Annotated in this window: 8 protein-coding genes; 6 read left to right on the top strand and 2 right to left on the bottom strand. The window is 46.2% G+C overall.

The features are described 5' to 3' along the window. Positions 1 to 398 precede the first annotated feature (398 nt). A complete protein-coding gene (locus tag MHO32_RS13360; RefSeq protein WP_009704711.1) occupies positions 399 to 743 on the top strand; it encodes a HopJ type III effector protein in 345 nt (114 codons plus the stop codon). A gap of 60 nt (positions 744 to 803) precedes the next feature. Here the strand turns inward: MHO32_RS13360 and MHO32_RS13355 are convergent, their stop codons facing one another. After that, on the bottom strand, positions 804 to 1,112 hold the full coding sequence (locus MHO32_RS13355; protein ID WP_239212428.1) for a cysteine-rich CWC family protein: 309 nt from the start codon (positions 1,110 to 1,112) through the stop codon (positions 804 to 806). 161 nt (positions 1,113 to 1,273) lie between these two features. On the opposite strand from MHO32_RS13355, the gene MHO32_RS13350 reads away from it, so the two are divergent. The 3 genes from MHO32_RS13350 to MHO32_RS13340 are packed head-to-tail and all read left to right on the top strand — an operon-like array spanning position 1,274 to position 2,475. Then, on the top strand, positions 1,274 to 1,972 hold the full coding sequence (locus tag MHO32_RS13350; protein WP_239212427.1) for a DUF3313 domain-containing protein: 699 nt from the start codon (positions 1,274 to 1,276) through the stop codon (positions 1,970 to 1,972). 3 nt (positions 1,973 to 1,975) lie between these two features. Continuing rightward, positions 1,976 to 2,191, top strand: coding sequence for a DUF3820 family protein (locus tag MHO32_RS13345; protein ID WP_005433583.1), 216 nt, complete (start codon positions 1,976 to 1,978; stop codon positions 2,189 to 2,191). A 41-nt stretch (positions 2,192 to 2,232) separates the two neighbouring features. After that, complete coding sequence (locus MHO32_RS13340; RefSeq protein WP_009696087.1) at positions 2,233 to 2,475, top strand: hypothetical protein; 243 nt, start codon at positions 2,233 to 2,235, stop codon at positions 2,473 to 2,475. 127 nt (positions 2,476 to 2,602) lie between these two features. Here MHO32_RS13340 and MHO32_RS13335 read toward each other — a convergent pair whose 3' ends face one another. Beyond that, entirely contained in the window at positions 2,603 to 2,851 is a 249-nt protein-coding gene (locus MHO32_RS13335) for a YgjV family protein (RefSeq protein ID WP_009696088.1), read from the bottom strand. Positions 2,852 to 3,173: 322 nt separating this feature from the next. Between MHO32_RS13335 and MHO32_RS13330 the strand changes: the two genes are divergently transcribed. Both MHO32_RS13330 and MHO32_RS13325 read left to right on the top strand, forming a co-directional pair. Then, positions 3,174 to 3,437, top strand: a complete 264-nt coding sequence (locus MHO32_RS13330) for a hypothetical protein (protein ID WP_005453751.1) — start codon at positions 3,174 to 3,176, stop codon at positions 3,435 to 3,437. A gap of 281 nt (positions 3,438 to 3,718) precedes the next feature. Beyond that, the gene (locus MHO32_RS13325) at positions 3,719 to 24,493 is read left to right on the top strand and encodes a retention module-containing protein (protein ID WP_239212426.1); all 20,775 of its coding nucleotides are present in this window, start codon (positions 3,719 to 3,721) and stop codon (positions 24,491 to 24,493) included. The last annotated feature ends 124 nt before the right edge of the window (positions 24,494 to 24,617 follow it).

Here is a 24,617-nt window from a genome sequence, read left to right as displayed (position 1 = left end):
TTAAATTTTGTTCGGATGGGGACGCCTAGTCAAAATCGTTTTAGGCGAGGCAAGGAATGTGTCGCCTAGTCGTTCTAAGCAAATACTCCTTAACAAAGCATGAAACGATTTTGCGGGGGCGCCTAGCCCGAACCCTCCGGGCAGCGTTTGTTGGTCATTTCTACCGCGTTATCGACTTCTCATGTAGGCTAGCTACGTAGCAAAGTCTCTGCCTTGTATAAATGTCCAACAATTCGCTGCAAAAATCAGCTCGAAAGGTCAACAGCCCCTAAATAAGGCTCTGAATATATTTATGATTTATGACTCTTATATTGGCTTTTGATGAAACAAATGTGTCAGTTTTAATCTGACACATTTGTCGAACACTTAAGATGAAAAGACACTAGGAACAAGAAATAATGGAACTTAAAGAATTTTTGGATGCGCTAGCGGCATCACCTGAGACAGTAGAATTTGAAACGACAATGGCAGCGATAGAGGCAAACTACGCGTTTACGCCAGCGGCTTTTGTGAATGGTGAAACGCACAATAATGCAGGTGAGAACAACGGCTCGTGCAAGATCTTCGCTTTTGGTCAATTGAACAACCTAAGCAAAGAAGCAACGTTGGCGTGTTTTGGTCGCTTCTACCGTGAAGACGTATTGGCACATCCAGAGAACAACGACCATCAAAACATTCGTAACTTTATGGTGACAGGTTGGGATGGCGTGAAGTTCGAATCCCAAGCGTTAGCGCAGAAATAGTTCGCAGAACTTACCTTCATTTCAATGATAGCCAGTCCGTTATGTCCTGCATTCGATAGGTTAGGCGACTGGCTTTTTCTCCAAGCATTTACGACACAAACAAAGCTGTTCCGCTTCTGGCTTTGGTAAATCTCTGGTCTCAATATCAAAGCACCAACACGTCTCTTTCCCCGCAGTAATATCGCAGTGCGCGTTCGTGCCACACTCAGGACAAGAGTGGGTTGAATCATTTCCAACCAATTGCTCGATGATCGCGTCTCGTTGAGCATCAGACTTATCTTTCCACTGCACGATTTCTTTCATGGTTCGGTGACAGCCAGAACAGATTCCGCCGTTGTTTTTACAGGCTGCGCGGCAAGGTGACTTCATTATTTTTCTCGTTATGCTTTCCAATAAGCGGCGTACTTTAACATGAAATTGTGCAACGGGAAGTTCAATACTTGATTCAACAAAATATCCATTGAGTGAATAAATACTGGTCAAATTTATATGGAATGATAAACTGTATATTCAAGGTTTAAGGAGTTGGTATGTTTAAGTCATTGGTTGAGCGCTTGTTTAAGGCGACGGTAGTTGTATCTCTGGGTTTCATCTTGAGTGGATGTGCTGGTGGCCCCGTCGTCAGTGCGACGAAATTCACCAGTTATGAAGATTTTCGTCCTGGTCCAGAGGGTGGGGTCGATCTCGTTTGGGCGAGAGTAGGCTTGCGCGATGCTACTCGTTTGAAAGAGAAAATGGATGAATACGACAGCGTAGTGATTGATCGAGTGATGGTTGTGGTTCAAGAATCTGAGCTGGATGACGAAGAAATCAATGAATTGACGACATACATGGTCGATCAGCTAAAAGCGCGCATCTCACCGGTCAAAAAGATTGTCGACCAACCCGGCGAAAAAACACTTCGCTTAAGCATTGCAGTCAGCAATGTAGAAACGCCGAATCCTGTTCTTGCTATCACCTCAAGCATTCTGCCGGTTGGCTTGGGGATTTCTACCATCTCAAAAATAACGACAGGTGAGCACACCAATGTAGGCTCAGCGACGGTGGAGTTACTGGTGAGCGATTCTGAGAGTGATGCGCCTTTGTTCGCGGCGATTGATCGTCAAGCAGGAAACAAAGACTTCTCAACCATGATTGACTCTTTAGACGATGCTAAAGACGCAATTAACTGGTGGGTCGATCGCTTGGGTGTTACTCTTAGCCAAGATTTATCCCAACAGACTCCGTAGTATATGTTAGAAAAAGAAAACCTTATTAAACTCGCTCGAATGCAAATGCCGTTTGGCAAATACGCTGGGCGTGTTCTTATTGATCTTCCAGAAGAATACCTACTCTGGTTTGATAAAAAAGGTTTTCCGGAAGGGGAGTTAGGCGAACTGCTAAAGCTCTGCCTCGCACTTAAAATTGAAGGCTTGGACAGTGTTGTTAAGCCTTTAAAGCGCATGTAGCCTGCCAGAGAAACTCCCTATTTTTGATTTAAAGAATTACCATGAATTTTGATATTAATGCACTAAAACACCACCAACTGGTCGAAGATGGTCAACTAGAAGGGTGCTACCTTCATCAACCTGCAAAGGGCAGTCAGCAAGATGACAAAGCGGTTTTGGCAGAACGCCAAGCGTTGGAAAAGATGGGGTATAAGGTGATTCAGGTCCAAGCTAAAGGCGGAACCACAACGTTTGCTGAGGCAATGCAAGAGTTTGCGCAGAAGACGGGGCTCCAGTCCAAGTAATAAGCGAATGGAGCAGGGCTTTTTATGTCTGGCTTAATGGCTTAGTGGTTTTGATACTTTTTCGCGATCTAGAACGCACAAAAAAGCCCGTAGCATCACGCTTACGGGCTTTCTTAATTCGTTTTAACTAGGCTTTTTCAGGCGCTAGGCTTTTTTTTTCCTGTTGCATTTTCGCAAGGAAGTACACGTTAACACATGCAATAAAGCCGTTTGTTAGTACTACTGGCCATGAATCAATCATCAAACCGTAAGCTGTGAAAAGCGCACAGCCGATAAAGTTAAGGATGCGAAGCTTAACGATATCTTTCATAGTTAGTGAGATTGCAACCATGATTGAAGCCGCGTAGCCTAGAATCTCAACCATATTCATTTCCATTATTTGACCCTCTTAAATCTGCCGAATTCTGTCGGTACCACTTCTTCTCATCTTGAGATTAACGAGGAAGCTCCATGCCTCGAATGGTCTTGTTCGTTTTGATGGGTGAACTATAGCAATGGAAAAACCGTGATGAAAGCCTCAAATCAAGGTTAAGAGAAGGTTAGCGATTACGCAAACGTTTAGGAAAAAAATCATTGATAATTTTACTTATTATGTTGATTGATAATAACGATGTCACCAATAGATAAAACAAAGTTGAAGAAATAAGAATTATCGCATACTATTGCAAATGAGAATTATTTACAACTAAGTCGATATTATGCCAGTAGCCATCAGTTTCTTGTTTTCGTTTGCTCTAATGATGCGTACTAAACCTCATACATGGGGCGTGATTCTTCACGTTTTAACACATGTGTTGATGCTACTTCTTATCCCTTCTGACTATGTTGTCCAATACCTTATGGTGATGTTTTTCTCTTCTCCATTCCTTATTCGACTTGCAAAACGCTCCTCTTCTTATGACATCTTATTTGCCTTTTTACCGCTTCTTATCGGTACTGGTGGGATGATGTTTACCGCTTAAAATCTACTGGTTTCTACTTTTTACAATTAAGGTCTAAGCTTTAATTAATAGGCTTATGTTTTCATATGGTTATGTAATGTATTGCCATGGTGACAAATGCCATTGTTGTGATGAAACACAGATAACATGTCTAAAGCGTATTGAATGTTCAAAATTTGATTGTTTATTGAGTTGATTGTTAGTTAAATCAGCATTGTGAGCTAATGCGCATCACATTTCGATAAACTAAAATAATTTATAAAGGTCTTTCGTAAAGACGTTAGGCAATGAGCGGGGGTCAGATGAGTACACAAACTGTGCCGCAGGAAGTAGTTGTTGATGCTGTCAAAGGTAGTGTTTACGCTTTAACCCCAGAAGGGAATGTTAGAGAAGTAAAAGTTGGGGATATTTTATTTCCTGATGAGGTGGTCATCACGGAAAATGGTGCTGCTCTGGAGGTTATTGCTGAGGGGGCACTTTATCTCGTTGATGAGAATTGTGTTGCTTGCATACCAACCTCAAGCCCTGAACAAGACTCTAGTGATGCGCTTGTCGTAGCGCCTGTTGATGGCAAGGTTAACGTTGACCCAACCGCAACTGGTGATGCTGAATTCGGTGAAGAAGATGTCGCTGCGATTCAACAAGCTATTTTAGAAGGCGCCGACCCAACGGCTATTCTTGAAGCTACTGCTGCTGGTCCAGGTGGTGGTGGCGGTGCGGGATCGGCAAATGCGGGTTTTGTCACCATTGAATACAATAACCCTGAAATTCTTGCTTCGACCTTTTTTGAAACCTCCGCTCCAACAACCGACACTGAAACTGATGAAGATTTGGATGGCATTAATGTCACCATCTTTGCTGATGGCGGTCAAACGCTGTCTTCTCAAGTAACAGAAGGCTCTATTTCTCTCTCTACTTACCCTCAAACTATTTCTTCAACTGTGGTGGTTGGCGCCGCTGATCTCGCACTTGATACAGACTCCTTTGTACCTGAAGCCGCATCTCTTGCATCTTTACTGGCAGAGTTAAACGCGGATATCACTTCCGGTGGTGTTGCCGTTTCATTTGTCTATGATGAAAACCAAAATGCGATCATCGGTACTCAAGGTAGTAACGAAGTTCTTCGTATTGAAATTGATGCAACGTCGTTAGGTTTAGATGCAGAACTTGAAGTCACCACGACAATTAGCCAAGGTATTGATCATTTACCTTCGATAGCGGATGGACAAGTCTCCATCGCTGGCGACCAAATTAGCATTGCATTTGATATTACGGGTGCAGATGTAGGTGGTAACAGTATTCTAGCTCCAGTGGATTTTACAACCACTGTGATTGATGGTGATAACCCAAGTTCGCAAGACATCGCGTTTGAAAATGTTGAGTCTTCTTCAACACCTATTACAGGGAGCTTTGTCGATATTGGCAGTGATCAACTATCTTCTGTCTCTTTTAACCAAGAAGGCTTGAGCCAGTTTAATGGTTTGCTTAGTGACAACCAAGCAACAGAAGTAACACTATCCGATGACGGTAGCACCATTATTTTATCTATCGCCGGTTCTAACGAAACGGTTTTATCGATAAGTCTCAACACAGATGGTACGTATCAATTCGAGCAGTTCAAACCGCTAGAGCAGAGTAATGCCGACGATACCATTGTGCTTTCCCTGCCTACCACTATTGTTGATTTTGACCAGGACATCACTGCTAATACTTTCAGCCTGACCATTTCTGATGGCAACAATCCAGTTATCGAAAACGTGACAGGGCTATCTTTAGACGAAGCGGGCGTAGATCAAGGCTCTCAAGAAGGGGCTGTGATTACCAGTGGTGCTGGATCTATTACGACTTCTGTTGGCAGTGACATTGTCGACCATTATGAATTAGAACCGAGCGAATTTAATAACTCTGGAGAGCTGCAATCTCAAGGGCAAGTTGTTCAACTGGAACAAACCTCCGAGAGCAATGGCGTTCGTACTTATGAAGGGTATATCGAACTGGGTGGTAATCGCATCACGGTCTTTGATGTGACGGTTGACTCTCCGGATCTTGGTGAATACCAGTTTAATCTATATGAACAGTTGGATCACACTGGCAGTAATAATGATTCTCTAACGTTTTCTTTGCCAGTCTATGCAGTGGACGCCGACGGAGACCGCTCATCTATTACCGCTGGCTCGAATACACCTGAAGCTGCTCAGATTGTCATTCAAGTCCAAGATGACACACCTACGATTGATGATGTAGTTGCCTTGTCAGTTGATGAAGATGATTTAGCGTCAATTGGTTCAGATGGCTCCGAACCAATTTCAGTTGGTGGTAACTTCACGACGACACAAGGCTCCGACCGAGTGGTGAGCTACCAGCTTGATGGATCTGCGACGCCAGTTGATGGTTTGAAATCACAAGGTGTCGACGTCGTTCTGAACGAGACTGCCAACCCTGATGGCAGCTTCACGTATGAAGCGACCGCTGGGACCAATGCGGTCTTTACGTTAACGGTCAACACCGATGGCAGTTATAACTTCACGCTACAAGGTCCAATTGACCACGCGCCAAACAGTGATGAATTGCTCCTCAATTTCCCAGTTATAGCGACAGATTTTGATGGCGATACCTCGACGGCAACGATTCCTGTCACGATTGTAGACGACAAGCCAACGATTACTGATGCCGATGCCATCTCTGTCGATGAAGATGATTTAGCAAGTATTGGCTCAGACCAAAGTAATCCGGTTTCTATCGATGGCAACTTCACTACAACACAAGGTTCTGACCGAGTGGTGAGTTACCAGCTCGATAATTCTGCAACGCCAGTCGATGGTTTGAAATCACAAGGTGTTGATGTGACGTTAGCGGAAACAGCGAACTCAGATGGTAGTTTCACTTATGAAGCGACAGCGGGTGCAAATGCGGTCTTTACGCTGACGGTAAACACCGATGGTAGCTACAACTTCACGCTGCAAGGTCCAATCGACCATGCTCCGAACAGTGATGAGCTGATCCTCAATTTCCCAATCATTGCGACAGACTTCGATGGCGATACCTCTACAGCAACAATTCCGGTTACCATCGTAGATGATCAGCCGACCATTGCCGACGTCGTTGCGCTTTCTGTCGATGAAGATGACCTAGCGAGTATCGGCTCAGACCAAAGCAATCCAATTTCCATTGATGGCAATTTCACGACGACACAAGGTTCTGACCGAGTAGTAAGTTATCAATTAGATAGCGCTGCAACGCCAGTTGATGGTTTGAAGTCGCAAGGTGTTGACGTCACTCTGAATGAAACAGCAAACCCAGATGGTAGCTTTACGTATGAAGCGACAGCAGGTGCTAACGCTTTATTCACGCTTACCGTTAATACCGATGGTAGCTACAACTTCACGCTGCAAGGTCCAATCGATCATGCGCCAAACAGTGATGAGTTGATCCTCAACTTCCCAATCATTGCGACAGACTTTGACGGTGATAGTACAACGGCAACCATTCCAGTAACGATTGTGGATGACAAGCCGACGATTACTGATGTAGATGCGATCTCTGTCGATGAAGATGATTTAGCGAGTACCGGCTCAGACCAAAGCAATCCAGTTTCAATTGATGGTAACTTTACGACAACACAAGGTTCCGACCGAGTAGTAAGTTATCAATTAGATAGTGCTGCAACGCCAGTCGATGGTTTGAAGTCGCAAGGAGTCGACGTCAGTCTAAACGAAACGGCTAATCCAGACGGTAGCTTTACTTATGAAGCGACAGCTGGGGCAAATCCCGTATTCACTCTGACGGTGAACCCAGATGGCAGCTACAATTTTACGCTACAAGGTCCAATTGACCACGCGCCAAATAGCGATGAGTTGGTTCTCAATTTCCCAATTACGGCGACCGATTTTGATGGTGATACGTCAACCGTAAGCATTCCAGTGACTATCATCGATGATAAACCAATAATCACAGACGTAGATGCGATTTCTGTCGATGAAGATGACCTAGCAAGTATCGGCTCAGATGGCTCCGAACCAGTTTCAATTGATGGTAACTTCACGACGACACAAGGTTCCGACCGAGTGGTTAGCTACCAGCTTGATGGTTCTGCAACGCCAGTTGACGGTCTGAAATCGCAAGGTGTCGACGTGACATTGGTGGAAACTGCGAACCCAGATGGCAGCTTCACATACGAGGCGACAGCGGGTGCAAATGCAGTATTCACGCTTACCGTTAAGACCGATGGCAGTTATAACTTCACCCTGCAAGGTCCGATTGACCATGCTGCAAACAGCGATGAGTTGGTTCTCAATTTCCCAATTACGGCGACCGATTTTGATGGTGATACGTCAACGGTAAGCATCCCAGTCACGATTGTGGATGATAAGCCGACCATTACTGATGTTGAGGCGATCTCTGTTGACGAAGATGACCTAGCAAGTATCGGCTCAGATGGCTCCGAACCAGTTTCAATTGATGGTAACTTCACGACGACACAAGGCTCTGACCGCGTGGTGAGCTATCAGTTAGACGGTTCTGCAACTCCTGTCGATGGTCTGAAATCGCAAGGTGTCGATGTAACATTGGCGGAAACCGCAAATCCAGATGGTAGTTTCACTTATGAGGCTACAGCAGGGGCGAATGCGGTCTTTACGCTGACGGTGAACACCGATGGCAGCTATAACTTCACCCTGCAAGGTCCAATTGATCACGCGGCAAACGGTGATGAATTACTCCTTAACTTCCCAATCATTGCGACCGATTTTGATGGGGATACTTCTACCTTAAGCATCCCAGTCACGATTGTGGATGATAAGCCGACTATTACTGACGTTGATGCGCTCTCTGTTGACGAAGATGACTTAGTAAGTATTGGTTCAGATGGCTCCGAACCAGTTTCAATTGATGGTAACTTCACGACGACACAAGGCTCCGACCGAGTGGTGAGCTACCAGCTTGATGGTTCTGCCACGCCAGTTGATGGTCTGAAATCGCAAGGTATCGATGTAACATTGGCGGAAATTGCAAACCCAGATGGTAGCTTTACTTATGAGGCAACTGCGGGTGCAAATGCAGTATTCACGCTTACCGTTAATACCGATGGCAGCTATAACTTCACATTGCAAGGTCCGATTGACCATGCTGCAAACAGTGATGAGTTGACTCTCAATTTTCCAATTATTGCGACCGATTTTGACGGCGATACCTCGACAGCCACGATTCCAGTTAGCATCGTAGATGACAAGCCAACCATTACTGATGCCGATGCGATCTCTGTTGACGAAGATGATTTAGCCAGTATTGGTTCAGATGGCTCCGAGCCAGTTTCAATTGATGGTAACTTCACGACGACACAAGGTTCTGACCGCGTGGTGAGCTACCAGCTTGACGGTTCTGCAACACCTGTCGATGGTCTGAAATCGCAAGGTGTCGATGTAACATTGGCGGAAACCGCAAATCCAGATGGTAGTTTCACTTATGAAGCGACAGCGGGTGCAAATGCGGTATTCACGCTTACCGTTAATACCGATGGTAGCTATAACTTTACCTTGCAGGGACCAATCGATCATGCGCCAAACAGCGATGAATTGATCCTCAACTTCCCAATCATTGCGACAGACTTTGACGGTGATAGTACAACGGCAACGATTCCTGTCACGATTGTAGACGACAAGCCAACCATTACTGACTTAGATGCGATTTCTGTTGATGAAGATGATTTAGCGACGATTGGTTCAGATGGCACAGACCCAGTTTCAATTGATGGCAACTTCACGACGACGCAAGGCTCTGACCGCGTGGTGAGCTACCAGTTAGACGGTTCTGCAACTCCTGTCGATGGTCTGAAATCGCAAGGTGTCGATGTCACATTGGCGGAAACCGCAAATCCAGACGGTAGTTTCACTTATGAAGCGACAGCAGGCACTAACGCGGTCTTTACGCTGACGGTAAACACTGACGGTAGCTACAACTTCACCCTGCAAGGTCCAATTGATCACGCTCCAAACAGTGACGAGTTGATCCTCAACTTTCCAATCATAGCGACAGACTTTGACGGTGATACAACAATCGCGACTATCCCAGTTACGATTGTGGACGACAAGCCGGTCATTACTGATGTCGATGCGATTTCTGTTGATGAAGATGATTTAGCGCCGATCGGTTCAGATGGCTCTGCCCCGGTTTCAATTGACGGAAACTTCACTACCACACAGGGCTCAGACCGAGTAGTGAGCTACCAACTAGAAAGCTCTGCAACACCAGTTGATGGTTTGAAATCACAAGGTATCGACGTCGTTCTGAATGAAACTGCAAACTCAGATGGTAGCTTTACTTATGAGGCAACAGCGGGTGCTAACTCGGTGTTTACGTTAACGGTCAATACCGATGGCAGCTACAACTTTACGCTGCAAGGTCCGATCGACCATGCACCAAACAGTGATGAGTTGATCCTTAATTTCCCAATTACAGCAACAGATTTTGATGGGGATACGTCAACAGTCAGCATCCCAGTCACGATTGTTGATGATAAGCCAACCATTACTGATGTTGATGCGATTTCTGTCGATGAAGATGATTTAGCGAGTATTGGCTCGGACCAAAGCAATCCGGTTTCCATTAATGGTAACTTTACGACGACGCAAGGTTCAGACCGAGTAGTGAGTTACCAGTTAGATAGCTCTGCAACACCAGTTGATGGTTTGAAATCGCAAGGTGTCGACGTCGTTCTGAATGAAACGGCAAACCCAGATGGTAGCTTCACTTATGAAGCGACAGCAGGCGCTAATGCGGTCTTTACGTTAACGATCAACGCAGATGGCAGCTACAATTTTACGCTGCAAGGTCCGATCGACCATGCATCAAGCAGTGATGAGTTGGTTCTTAACTTCCCAATTACAGCAACAGATTTTGATGGGGATACGTCAACAGTCAGCATCCCAGTTACCATCGTTGATGATAAGCCAACCATTACCGATGTTGACGCAATCAGCGTGGACGAGGACGATTTAGCGGCTATTGGCTCAGACCAAAGCAATCCGGTTTCCATTGATGGTAACTTTACGACGACACAAGGCTCTGACCGAGTGGTGAGCTACCAACTAGATAGCTCTGCAACACCAGTTGGTGGTTTGAAATCGCAAGGTGTCGACGTCGTTCTGAATGAAACGGCAAACCCAGATGGTAGCTTCACTTATGAAGCGACAGCAGGCGCAAATGCAGTCTTTACGCTGAAGGTCAACACCGATGGCAGCTACAATTTCACGCTGCAAGGCCCAATCGATCACGCTCCAAACAGCGATGAATTGATCCTTAATTTCCCGATTATTGCGACCGATTTTGACGGCGATATAACAACGGCAACGATTCCTGTCACGATTGTGGACGACAAGCCGGTCATTACTGATGTCGATGCGATTTCTGTCGATGAAGACGATTTGGCGAGCGTTGGTTCGGATGGTTCAGATCCAATTTCAATCAATGGTAACTTTACGACGACGCAGGGCTCTGACCGAGTGGTGAGCTATCAGCTTGATGGCGCTGCAACGCCAGTCGATGGTTTGAAGTCGCAAGGAGTCGACGTCGTTCTGAACGAAACGGCTAACCCAGACGGTAGCTTCACTTATGAAGCGACAGCAGGGGTAAATCCCGTATTCACTCTGACGGTGAACCCAGATGGCAGCTATAACTTCACGTTACAAGGTCCGATTGACCATGCTGCAAACAGTGATGAGTTGATCCTCAATTTCCCAATTATCGCGACCGATTTTGATGGTGATAGCACAACGGCAACGATTCCGGTTACGATTGTTGACGACAAGCCAACGATTGCTGATGTAGACGCAATCAGCGTGGATGAGGACGATTTAGCGACTATCGGTTCAGACCAAAGTAATCCGGTTTTCATTGATGGTAACTTCACGACGACGCAAGGTTCAGATCGCGTGGTGAGTTACCAACTAGACAGCTCTGCAACACCAGTTGATGGTTTGAAATCACAAGGTGTCGACGTCGTTCTGAACGAGACTGCAAACCCTGATGGTAGCTTCACGTATGAAGCGACCGCTGGGAGCAATGCGGTCTTTACGTTAACGGTCAACACCGATGGCAGCTATAACTTCACGCTACAAGGCCCAATTGACCACGCGCCAAACAGTGATGAATTGATCCTCAATTTCCCAATCATCGCTACTGATTTTGACGGTGATAGCACAACGGCAACCATTCCAGTCACGATTGTGGATGATAAGCCAACCATTACTGACGTTGACGCAATCAGCGTGGACGAGGACGATTTAGCGACTATCGGTTCAGACCAAAGCAATCCGGTTTACATTGGTGGTAACTTTACGACGACGCAAGGCTCAGACCGAGTGGTGAGCTATCAGCTTGATGGCTCTGCAACGCCAGTTGATGGTTTGAAATCGCAAGGTGTCGACGTGACACTAGCGGAAACCGCAAACCCAGATGGCAGCTTTACGTATGAGGCGACAGCAGGGAACAGTGCGGTCTTTACGCTGACGGTAAACCCAGATGGTAGCTACAATTTTACGCTGCAAGGTCCAATCGACCATGCGCCAAACAGCGATGAGCTGATCCTTAACTTCCCAATCATTGCGACCGATTTTGATGGTGATACGTCAACGGTAAGTATCCCAGTCACCATCGTCGATGATAAGCCAACCATCACTGATGTTGATGCGATCAGTGTGGACGAGGACGATTTAGCGAGTATTGGCTCAGACCAAAGTAATCCGGTTTCTATTGATGGCAACTTTACGACGACGCAAGGCTCAGACCGAGTAGTGAGTTACCAACTAGACAGCTCTGCAACACCGGTTGATGGTCTGAAATCGCAAGGTGTCGACGTGACACTAGCGGAAACTGCAAACCCAGATGGTAGCTTTACCTATGAGGCGACAGCAGGCGCTAACGCGGTATTCACGCTTACCGTTAATACTGATGGCAGCTATAACTTTACGCTGCAAGGTCCAATTGACCATGCGCCAAACAGTGATGAGTTGCTCCTCAATTTCCCAATCATTGCGACCGATTTTGATGGTGATACGTCAACGGTAAGTATCCCAGTCACCATCGTCGATGATAAGCCAACCATCACTGACGTAGATGCGATTTCGGTGGATGAAGACGATTTGGCGAGCATTGGCTCGGATGGTTCAGACCCAATTTCAATTGGTGGCAACTTCACGACGACGCAAGGCTCAGACGGTGTGGTGAGCTATCAGCTTGATGGCTCTGCAACACCAGTTGATGGTTTAAAATCGCAAGGTGTCGACGTGACACTAGCGGAAACTGCAAACCCAGATGGCAGCTTTACCTATGAAGCGACAGCTGGTGCTAACGCGGTATTCACGCTTACCGTTAATACCGACGGCAGCTATAACTTTACGCTGCAAGGTCCAATCGACCATGCACCAAACAGTGATGAGTTGCTCCTCAATTTCCCAATCATTGTGACCGATTTTGATGGTGATACGTCAACGGTAAGTATCCCAGTCACCATCGTCGATGATAAGCCAACCATCACTGATGTAGATGCGATTTCTGTCGATGAAGATGATTTGGCGAGCGTTGGTTCGGATGGTTCAGACCCAATTTCAATCAATGGTAACTTTACGACGACGCAAGGCTCAGATGGTGTGGTGAGCTATCAATTAGATGGTTCTGCAAACCCTGTCGCTGGACTGAAATCGCAAGGTGTCGACGTGACACTAGCGGAAACAGCAAACCCAGATGGTAGCTTTACGTATGAAGCGACAGCAGGCGCTAACGCGGTATTTACGCTTACCGTTAATGCTGACGGCAGCTATAACTTTACGTTGCAGGGACCGATTGACCATGCGCCAAACAGTAATGAGTTGATCCTCAATTTCCCAATCATTGCGACAGATTTTGATGGCGATACTTCGACAGCAACGATCCCTGTTACGATTGTGGATGACAAACCAACCATAACTGACGTAGATGCAATCAGTGTGGACGAAGATGACCTAGCGAGTATCGGTTCCGACCAAAGTAATCCGGTTTCCATTGATGGCAACTTTACGACGACTCAAGGCTCAGATGGTGTGGTGAGCTATCAATTAGATGGTTCTGCACCCCCTGTCGCTGGGCTGAAATCTCAAGGTGTTGACGTTACTCTCAATGAAACCGCTAACCCTGATGGCAGCTTCACTTATGTGGCGACGGCTGGGGTGAATGCAGTATTTACGCTAACGGTTAATACTGATGGCAGCTATAACTTCACGTTGCAAGGTCCGATTGACCATGCGCCGAATAGTGATGAATTGATCCTCAACTTCCCAATCGTCGCTACAGATTTTGACGGCGATACTTCAACGGCAACCATTCCTGTTACGATTGTGGACGACAAGCCAACCGTTACTGATGTTGATGCACTCACTGTCGATGAAGATGACATCACAACCATTGGTTCTGACCAAAACGACGACGCCTTTATGTCAGGCATGTTCACGACCACAGAGGGTTCTGACGGCGTAGTGAAGTATCAATTAGATACGACGGCAGATCCGGTTGCAGGGCTGAAATCTCAAGGTAATGACGTAACACTTGCTGAGACCGCTAATCTTGATGGCAGTTATACCTACACAGCCACGGCTAATGGTAGTGCTGTATTTGAATTAGTTGTTAAGCCCGACGGTAGCTATACATTCACCTTGCAAGGTCCACTTGACCATGCGACCAACAGTGATAGTTTGCAGATTGACTTCCCGATCATTGCGACCGACTTTGATGGTGATACATCATCTGAAACGCTTCCTGTCACGATTGTGGACGATAAACCGACACTTGGCGGTATTGTTGATACCAGCACGCAAACAGTGGATGAGGATGATATTCCAACGATAGGATCTGATGGTGCTCAATCGAATAGCATTACGGGTAACTTCATCGCGAATGATGGTTCTGACAGTATCGTTGAGTATGAAGTGTCCGATCTAAATTCTCCAGTTCAAGGTTTGCAGTCTGGAGGGCAAGACCTAGTGATGGTTGAAGTCTCTAATTCAGGCGGTGTTTCTGTTTATGAAGCGCGTATTGATGGGACCACGACACCAATTTTCCGCGTTACGCTTGATGCATCGGATGACAGCTATCAGTTTGATTTGCTTGGTGCGCTAGACCATCCTGATGCGGACGGAGAAAACCAGCTCGTCATCAATTTACCTATCCAAGCGACCGACTTTGATGATGATGTTTCTAATACGCAATTGCTACCGATTACGGTTGTCGATGATGTTCCAATCATTGATGGCGTAGTGGCTGGCAGCGAGCAGATTGTGGATGAAGATGACTTGCCGGCAGGCACTGACGGGGCAAGTGCCGAAGATACTGTCATCACAGGCACGCTGGATATCAATGAAGGCGCAGACCAAGTCGCCTCTATCCAGCTTAGCGATTTGACCACGCCGGTTGCGTCATTAATGTCTGATGGTCAGCCTATCTCTCTTGTGTTGAGTTCAAGTCTCAATGGGGTCAATGTTTACCAAGGCATTGCTGGTAACCCAGCAGAGGTGGTATTTGAGCTGACGTTAGATGCGACAGATAACTCTTATGAGTTTGACCTACAAAAACCACTTGATCATCCAGATGGTAATCATCAAAACACCATTGTTATTGACCTTCCTGTTACAGCGACAGACAACGATGGCGATACGTCACCAGTGTTTACGTTGCCGATTACGGTAGTGGATGATGTTCCAGTCGTTACGCAAATTGATAGCTTGCAAGTTGACGAAGATGACCTTCCTTTGGGTTCAGATTCGTCGAAAGAGCCTCTGACCGTATCCGGTGAGTTTGAAGTAACCAGTGCCGATGGTATTGATTCGTTTGTTTTGGATCTGAGCACGAATCCAGTTCCAAACCTGAAATCGGGTGGGGAGGATGTCACCATTTCACCGGATGCAAGCGCGTCAACGGCAGATGCACTTGTCTACATTGGTCAAACTGCGAATGGAGCAACGGTCTTTACCTTAACACTCCACCAAGATGGTAAATACGACTTCGAACTGTCTGGTCAACTTGATCATGCGGTTAACTCAGACCAAATACTATTGAATCTTCCTGTTCAAATTACAGATGGCGATAACGATACGATTACAGCAACGTTGCCTGTTACCATTGTGGATGATAAGCCAACGATTGATGACATTCGTCCTGGTAGCATCTTGTCAGTGGATGAAGATGACATCCCAAGTGAAGGTTCAGATACCACGCCTGAATCCAATGTTATTGGTGGTAACTTCGATGTTACTGACGGTGCTGACTCTATCGTGAGTTTCCAATTAGATAGCTTAACATCGCCTGTTTCAGGACTAAAATCAGGAGGTCAATCCCTTGAGTTGGTTGAATTCTCTAATGCTAACGGTGTCGTTGAGTATCGTGCTTACGTCCAAGGGACAACCGACACAGTATTTAAACTGACGCTTAATGGCTCTGCAGACAGTTATGAATTCGAGTTATTGGGGGCTTTGGACCATCCATCAGGCAGCGACCAAAACTCGCTAGTGATTAACTTCCCTGTCAATGCGACCGATTTTGATGGTGATGTCTCAAACAACATTACCTTACCGATCACCGTTGTGGATGATGTCCCGGCGATTATCAAAGTCGCGGACACAAGCGAACAAACAGTGGATGAAGATGACTTGCCAGGAGGCTCGGATACTACTAGTGGTGATTCTCGCGTACTTAATGGTGGTTTTGACGTTGTCGACGGTGCGGATGAGATTGTTAGTTATCAAATCTCTGATTTTGATGCGGTGGTATCTGGACTAACTTCGAATGGTTTAGATCTTGAGTTGAAGCCATTGCCTTCTGCCGGTGGTGTGACAGGTTATGAAGCCGTCATTGTGGGAACTTCAACGCAAATCTTCACGCTGACACTCGATGCGAATAACGACAGTTATCAATTTGAGTTATTGGGTCCGCTCGATCATGCGGTGGTTCAAGGTGAGAACACGCTAACGATCGATATTCCAATCACGGTCACCGATTATGACGGTGATACGTCTGCTTCACTTAATCTACCGATCACCATAGTGGATGACATTCCAGAAATTAAATCGGCGGATGCGCTTGCCGTAGATGAAGACGACTTAGCCAATGGCTCTCAAGCAACGGGTAAAGATAGCTTAGAAGCAACTGGCAATTTTGATACGGTTGAAGGGGCAGATACGGTTGTTTCTTATCAGCTTGATCTGACTTCGAATCCTATTCCTGGTGTCACTTCGGGTGGGTTAGCGGTGACTCTGGTACAAACTGGGGTAAGCAATAATAACTACACCTATCAAGGACAAACGCCAAATGGCAGCTCCGTGTTCACCTTGGTACTCAATGCAGACGGCTCTTACAAGTTTACGCTTGAAGGTGCCCTTGACCATTCTGTGCAAGGTGAAGACACTTTAATCCTCGATTTGCCTGTCTTTGCTACAGACGTGGATGGAGATACTGCGGGCATTAATTTACCTGTAACCATAACCGATGACGTCCCAACGTTATATGACGCATCGATTTCACGTGTTGAAGGGCAAAGTGGACGCACGGTTCGCTTGTTTAGAGACCCAGTAGAAGGTGACGATGATCTTGGCGCCGATGGTGCGCAAATTACCTCTTTCTCAGCGGACAATTCCGGAATTTACTTCAAGCAGAATGGTGTTGACTCCAGCTCAGTTGACCTCAATGGCAGCAATCAAACCGTCTCAGTCCATAAAGTATTAGATGGTGTCGATGCCGAAATCGGTGTTTTGATTGTTCGCACTAATGGTCGTGTGACATTCCGCCCTAACGACGACTTAGATCATACCGAAACAGATTCTATTGATTTCACTGTCAACGTTGTTGCTACCGATGGTGATGGTGATACAAGTGATGCAGATGTAGATATTTCGGTAAGAGATAGAAATGCTGAAATTAAAACGTCGACAGTAACCGCGTTTGAGGACCAAGGGCGCGGTGGTGTTGTCGCTGGTGTTGATTCAGCGAATACACAAGACAACCTGTCAACGTTAGATATCACTCCTGCAAAAGTGGACCTCGTTATTGATCTGCATGATATCGATCGTAATGAGAGTTTAGGCGATATCATTATTCGTGACGCGAACAGTTACGAAGGTACTTTCTTCTACCTAGATAGTGCTACTGGTAGCTATGTGGCGCTAACGACTAGCGGTAACAATGTTATTTTGGATGGTGCGAATGTCGAGCAGTCGTTCAACGGCGAACTTGTGTCACTCGATAATCTATATTTCGTTCCTGACCGCCATGCTTCAACAGATGCAGCAGGTGTTGACCCTCGTATTCGTATTGAAATCCTCAACAACGGCGTAAGAGATCACTTTGTTGATGGTCGTTTAGATATTGAGGTGGATGCTGTTGCGGATATTGCTACGTGGAAAGGGACCAGTGACTTTGCGTATACGGTTGATGAGGATGCTAACAACGTCTCATTAAACATTGAAGCTGAAACGCAAGATAACAGTAATCCGGAAGCAATAGCCTATGAGCTTGTATTTACTGAAGGTGGTGCTAGCGCAACACTTGTGTACTCAGATGGTTCCGCTATCCCAGAAGTGGGTGGTAAATATCTTGTTGACGCAAACCGAATTGGTGAAGTCCAGGTTGATCCTGCAGATAACTTCTCCGGTCAGATTAAAATCGATGTGACAGCGATTACGACGGAAGGGAATAACCCGCTTGCTGGTAAAGATACCGCTCGCTCTGTGACAGAAGAAATTGTGATTGACGTGAATCCGGTTGCTGATGCCGGTAGTTTTACTGTTAACCGCATTAATATTTTTGAGGACAATGCGAGAACGCAAGACACCGTAGACCCAGTGACAGATCATGATCCACTTCAACTCAGTGAAGTGATTAAGATGACGCCTTCTGCAGATATAGATGGCTCGGAAGAGCTGTTTGTGCGCATCGATAACTTCTCAATTGATGGTGTCACCTTAGTGTGGCTTGATAGCGGTAACCCAAGCCAAATCAACGTTGTTACTGACTCTGGTGGCAATGTTCTGTATTACGAAATTCCAGAAGCGAATCTAGCGGATGTTGAGGTGCTTCCTCCAATTCACAGCAATGAAGACTTCACTTTCGATGTCGAAGGCATTGTGAAAGACAACGCATCACTTTCTTCTGGCGCCGCGCAGGATATCCGCTCATTAGGTACCCAGTCAGTGATCGTTTCAGTCAAAGGTGTTGCCGATATCCCGGACATTGAGCTGAACGATAAAACTGGGGTTTGGAATGTTTTTGATGATGGTAACGTTCGTGGTATCGAAGCAACCATTGACGAAAATGGTCAAGTCGATCTTGCATTTAGCGTGGTTTCCGGAGAACTGAAGGATAACCCTGCAGACAGCTCAGAAACCATTACGGTTCTTCTGTCGAACATTCCAGACGGTGTTGAACTGTTTGATAGTGATGGCTCATCCATCGATTTGACGTTTGTTGGATACGACGGTGCTGGTGAGCCGATTTACGAAGCGAACATTACGGACGCAAATGTGAATTCAGGTATTGTGATTCGACCTGAAACCTCATCTACGGAAAATATCACGATCACGGCGACCACTATCGTGACAGAAAACGATGGTCATACTCGCTCTGTGGCGGGTGAGATCCGCGTTAAAGTGGCACCAGTTATTGATGCTCAAGACAACTATGTGGTGAGCTCTGAAGGTAATGAAGATACTCGCATCAATATCGATTGGGAGCCAACTGCAACACAAAGTCCGGATGCGGACGAATTCTTTGCCGAACTAACCATCAGTGGCTTCCCGAATGGCAGCACCGTATATGTTGGTGGTGTTGCTCAAACGGTAACGGGTGGCAGCATCACGTTGACGCCGGGAACCAATGAGTCAGAGCAAGATTTCTCGGCGCGAATAACCCAAGACGGATATATTCAGGTGCAATTGGAGCAAGACTCTAGTCTAGACTTTGATTTGAACACGCAAGTAACGGTGAAGGAAATTGATGCTGAGTACGTAGATTCGGGTAATCCGGGCGAGGGCATAGCATCAACGGTCATCAATGGTACGGTCAATGTTCAAGTTAACCCAGTGGTTGAGCCAGAAGATTTAACCGGTCCAGTTTCAGGTCAAACACGTCTTCTTGTTGAAGGTACAGGCGGTGTTACTGACACGGTACAGTCCGATACTCAGGGACGAATTGATTTCACTATTAATACTGCGACCGGTGGTTCTGCTGATGCAAACATTATCAAGTATCAGGAGTTCGATAACTCTTCAGATGAAGTGGTCACCCAACTTGTGGTGCAGTTTAGTAATACTTCTCCAGAGATCTTGAATCAATTAGTTATTATTGGTGCTTCTAACGAAGGCGGTGGTCGTTGGACTATTACCGATGAAGAGAACTTCTCAATCATTGCGCCTGCTGGTTTAGATTTGACGCCAAACGACAACACGGATGACGGAGCAAACGGTGGTATCTCTTCGATTGGCCTTACCATCTATGCTCAAGTTAACGATTTAGGTGAGGATGCGTCAGAAGTCGACGCAACCGTCACGCGACAAACCGATATCACACTGGAGTTCCCAACTGATATCACGCCTCAAACTAGTGTAGCGGCTGATATAGAGCTTGATAACACGGTCCAAATTGATGGTAGTGAAGACAATGTCATTGATTTAGGTGTTCAGTTGGCATCGAAAGTCAGCACCCTAAATGGCGACACAGTAGAAGACGTGCTGACGTTAGTGATAGACCCAACATCTCCAAGTGTACCGCCAGGTCTTGTTATTGGTGGTACCGATGTCGACTTTGTTAATGGCAAATATGTGTTCCAAGCGACGGTTGATGCAAGTGGAAATATCACTGGTTTGGACGGTCTCACTCTACGTGTGGCAGAAGACTGGGCGGGAGACTTTACCCTACCAGTACTATTTGTAACGACTGACACGCAGTCCGGTGACGAAAACTCAACGCTTGAGTCACTTCCTGTTCAGATCCTACCCGTTGCAGACGTACCAGGGTCCTCTGTTGATCAACCTCTTGATAGCGACGTCACTCCGGATGTGACGGTCGACATCACTGGCACACTTGGTCTTGATGCTAACAAACAACCAGTTAATGACCTCAATAGCGATGTTCCAACGAACGATGGTGTTGGCTACGAAGATGGCTTGATTCAGTTGAATTTGAACGTTGATTTTGCTGACGACCGTAACAACCTTCAAGCAGGACAAGAAACGCTCACTAACGTGAAGCTTACGGTTGCCGATACAACACTGGGTGAGTTTGTTGATGCAAATGGCAATCCACTTGGTACAAGCATTGAGTTTAATGCTGCTGAGATTGCGGCAGGTGCACTTGATGAGGTGTTGTTTAAACCGAAAGAAAACTACCCTGTCGGTGGTGGTCAAAATACGGTTCAAATCAATATTGAAGGCGAGATCACCGATACTGCAGTTATTGACCAGACTACATTGGCAAACCCGGGTGATGATACGGACGTACGCAACTTCACCGACAGTGTGTCATTTGAAATCACTCCTGTTGTGGATGACATCACTATTAGCGGTGCCGATCCTACTCAGCCTATAGTGGTAACGGGCGATGAAGATACGTTGATTTCCTTAGCGCAATCAGGCTCTGGTGTGTCAGTGAGCCTGAATGACAATGATGGTTCGGAACAGTTTGTATCGCTGAAACTGACGGGTTTACCGACTGACTTTATCGTCACTTCAAATTCTCCTGATTACACCGTGAAGAACAATGGCGGCGGAGAGTGGAGTATTCAGTTGAAAGACTTGACGCAAACGTCAGTTGATCTCAGCGCTATTCAAATTCAACCGCCGAAAAACTTCAGTGGTGAAGCGGAGATCGGAATTACAGTCTTTACGCAGGAAGAATTACTTAAAGTTCCTACTGAACATACTGGCAATTTCAAAGTTGTGATTGACCCAATTGGTGATGATGTCGACGTTAACCCAGATACGCTTGTGTCAGGTAGCGAAGGCGAAGACATCGATATCAACATAAATGCTCTAGTGGTCGACAATAAAGAGTCGATTGGTGATGGTGCAACGTATCAAGAAAATGACCCAGAAACACTTCGCGTCGAAATTTCAAACGTGCCAGATGGCGCAACCATTGCACTGGCAGATGGTACTCAGTTTGTGAACCAAGGCAGTGGTGTATTCGTCCTAGAAATTGATGCACAAGATTTGGATAAAGTGGTCTTCAATTCGGGTGATCGTAACGATAACTCTTGGAATGGTACGCTTGAGTTTAAAGTTCAAGCCGTGGATACCAGTCTAGATGGAAGCCAAAGCTTAGGCACTCCACAGCAATTTGATGTGAATGTTGAGGTTGAGGCGATTAACGACCGTCCTGAATTCGTTAATACCGTAGATGTTGAAACGCCGGAAGACACACCATTACTCCTTGATGGCTTTAGTGTTTCGGATGTTGATGCCGTTCTGGATGATCCGAGTGCTGAGTACGTATTGGATGTGACGGTCGATAGCGGTACGTTGGTTCTGGACCCTGCGCTTGTCACTACTTACAACTTAACCGTGCAAGGTGATGGCTCTGATACTCTTGAATTGAAAGGGACAGTGGCTGATCTCAACAATGCTATTGCCAATGGTTTGATAGAGTTCAACCCTGATTTGAACTTCTTTGGTGACGTTACCGTTGGCGTTACTGTCGATGACCAAGGTAACGAAGGTCTAGTGATCAGTGGCGTCGATGACACACTCAATACCAACAGCACTAGCTTTAATATCGAAGTGACTGAGGTCAATGATACACCAGAGACAACACCAGTTACCTTGCCGGATATCGAAGAAGACAGTGGCGTATTCTCTATTTCTGAAGCAGACCTAATTGCGAACGCGACGGATATTGAAAACGACAACCTCACAGTAAGTAATGTGCAGGTGACGGATCCAAACGCTGGTAGCTTGAATTTTAACAATGTGACGGGAGAGTGGGAGTTCACGCCAGCGTCGGATTATAACGGTCCAGTCGAGCTCACCTACACGATAACAGATGATGGTACGACAGACGGCGCATTGGATCCTAAGTCGGTAAATGGCACCGCTTCATTCAATGTAACGGAAGTGAATGATGCACCAACCACATCACAAGTTGCGCTCTCTGACATAGCTGAAGACAGTGCGGCGGTCGAAATTACTCAAGCCGATCTGCTCGTTAACGCATCTGACATTGAAAACGACACCTTGACTGTAAGTAACGTGCAATTGGTTGATCCAAGTAGTGGCTCACTCACCTTTGATAGCATTGCGGGTACATGGTCTTTTACACCAGCGCCAGGTTACAACGGCACAGTAAATCTGACTTACGACATTACTGATGATGGTACAACCAATGGCGCTTCTGACCCACAGACTGCGTCAGGAACAGCAACCTTTGAGGTGACGGAAGTCAATGATGCACCAGTGACTTCTGAAGTGACGCTGAGCAGTGCGGAAGAAGATGGCGGTACCGTGACAATTACGGCGACAGAATTGTTAAGTAATGCCACGGATCCTGAATCGGACAACCTGACCATTAGTAACCTTGCTCTCGCTAATCCTACTGACGGCGTTTTAACTCAAGTGAGCGCAACGGAATGGACGTTTGAACCTGCTTCAAACTTCTTCGGAGATGTGAATTTTACCTACGAAATCACCGACGATGGTACGACCAATGGTTCACCAGACCCAATTACGGTCGCTGGCACAGCAGTGATTAATGTTGAAGCTACCAATGATGCACCACAAATTATGGCAACATCGGTTACGGATACCATTAATGAAGCAGATGGACAGAAAATCACAGGTATCAGTGTCAGTGATATCGATTTTACAGGCGCACAAGCGAACGAAATTATGACCGTAACACTCAGCTTGACCGAAGGCGATGTTCGTGTTGAGCCACCTGCGGGCAGTGGTGTCACTGTTGGAAATGGGATGGCGGGTGAAGTTATTCTTATGGGGACGCCTGACAATATTAATGCCGTTCTTGGGGCAACGGATGCTGCTGAAGGTGTATTTGTGGATGCAGGAGACGTTAACACGGCTTCTATCTCGTTGTCTGTCAAAGTCGAAGATAATGGCGTCTACTTTGAGAATACAGCGGGCACGGCGCTAGAGGCAAACCAGGACTTTGCTATCAATGTGACACCGGTAGCTGACGCTCCGACATTAGGTATTGACCCTCAGTTTAACTACATTCGTCAAATTGCGGCGAGCCAAACGGCGAGTGCTCAAGGTTTAGCCATTGTCGGTATCATGGCGGCACTGACGGATATTGATGAAGTGCTATCTCTTGAATTAACCGGCGTACCCGCGAGTGCGAACGTGACCAGTGGTATTGCGCCGTCAAACATTACGTTTGATGGCACAACATGGACGGTTCCAAGTGATGAGATTGATACACTGCAAATTGTCGCAACGGATACAAACAACGGTATTGATGTGGGTAGTTACGATATCTCCGTAACGGCGGTATCAACCGAATCTAATGGCGATGAAGCGCAATCATCACCCGTTCAAATTAGTTTAGATGTTAGCAGTGATGGAGACGACATTGATCAATCGAGCGCATCGGATGACAGTTACCTCGCTGGTGGCGATACGGGCATTAGCCTAACAGGTGGTGACGGTGACGACCTGATCGTTGGTGGTGATGGTGATGACGTCCTTATCGGCGGTTTGGGTTCCGATATCCTCACTGGTGGTGATGGTAGTGATATCTTTAAATGGACAATCGATTCTGTAGATGAGGGGGCGATTGATACCATTACGGACTTCACCCTTAACGAAGACAGTATCGACCTACGCGAAGTAATTTCTGACCTAAGTAGCCCAATGATCGATATGGATGATTTGTTGAGTCATATCTCTGCAGACTACGATGCGTCAACAGAGGCTGTGTCATTGAACATCACGACCGATGCCAATGTTCATCAAACTATCGTGGTTGAACATCTAGGTGATTCAATTGATTTCAATGGGTTAACCTCTAATGAAATTGTTGAGTCATTGTTGAATAATAACGTTCTTGCCAATGGTTAAACGAGTGTAAAAGCAAAAGCGCGATAGCTCATAGAGTTATCGCGCTTTTTTGTGTTCAGTTTGTTGCTGTTCGACCGCTGACTGCTGGTAGATTACCGTTGCTCGCAGGTATTAATTAGGAGTG

This window comes from Vibrio sp. MMH1-50 (assembly GCF_022347645.1).
GTDB lineage: Bacteria > Pseudomonadota > Gammaproteobacteria > Enterobacterales > Vibrionaceae > Vibrio > Vibrio harveyi.
Note: the sequence above shows the minus strand (reverse complement) of the source record. Positions and strands in the feature narration are given on the sequence as shown.

Excerpts from the sequence above, each read along its gene's own strand:
- MHO32_RS13355 (WP_239212428.1), bottom strand. The coding sequence starts at position 1,112 with ATGAAGTCACCTTGCCGCGCAGCCTGTAAAAACAACGGCGGAATCTGT.
- MHO32_RS13325 (WP_239212426.1), top strand. The coding sequence starts at position 3,719 with ATGAGTACACAAACTGTGCCGCAGGAAGTAGTTGTTGATGCTGTCAAA.
- MHO32_RS13360 (WP_009704711.1), top strand. The coding sequence starts at position 399 with ATGGAACTTAAAGAATTTTTGGATGCGCTAGCGGCATCACCTGAGACA.
- MHO32_RS13345 (WP_005433583.1), top strand. The coding sequence starts at position 1,976 with ATGTTAGAAAAAGAAAACCTTATTAAACTCGCTCGAATGCAAATGCCG.
- MHO32_RS13340 (WP_009696087.1), top strand. The coding sequence starts at position 2,233 with ATGAATTTTGATATTAATGCACTAAAACACCACCAACTGGTCGAAGAT.
- MHO32_RS13335 (WP_009696088.1), bottom strand. The coding sequence starts at position 2,851 with ATGGAAATGAATATGGTTGAGATTCTAGGCTACGCGGCTTCAATCATG.
- MHO32_RS13350 (WP_239212427.1), top strand. The coding sequence starts at position 1,274 with ATGTTTAAGTCATTGGTTGAGCGCTTGTTTAAGGCGACGGTAGTTGTA.
- MHO32_RS13330 (WP_005453751.1), top strand. The coding sequence starts at position 3,174 with ATGCCAGTAGCCATCAGTTTCTTGTTTTCGTTTGCTCTAATGATGCGT.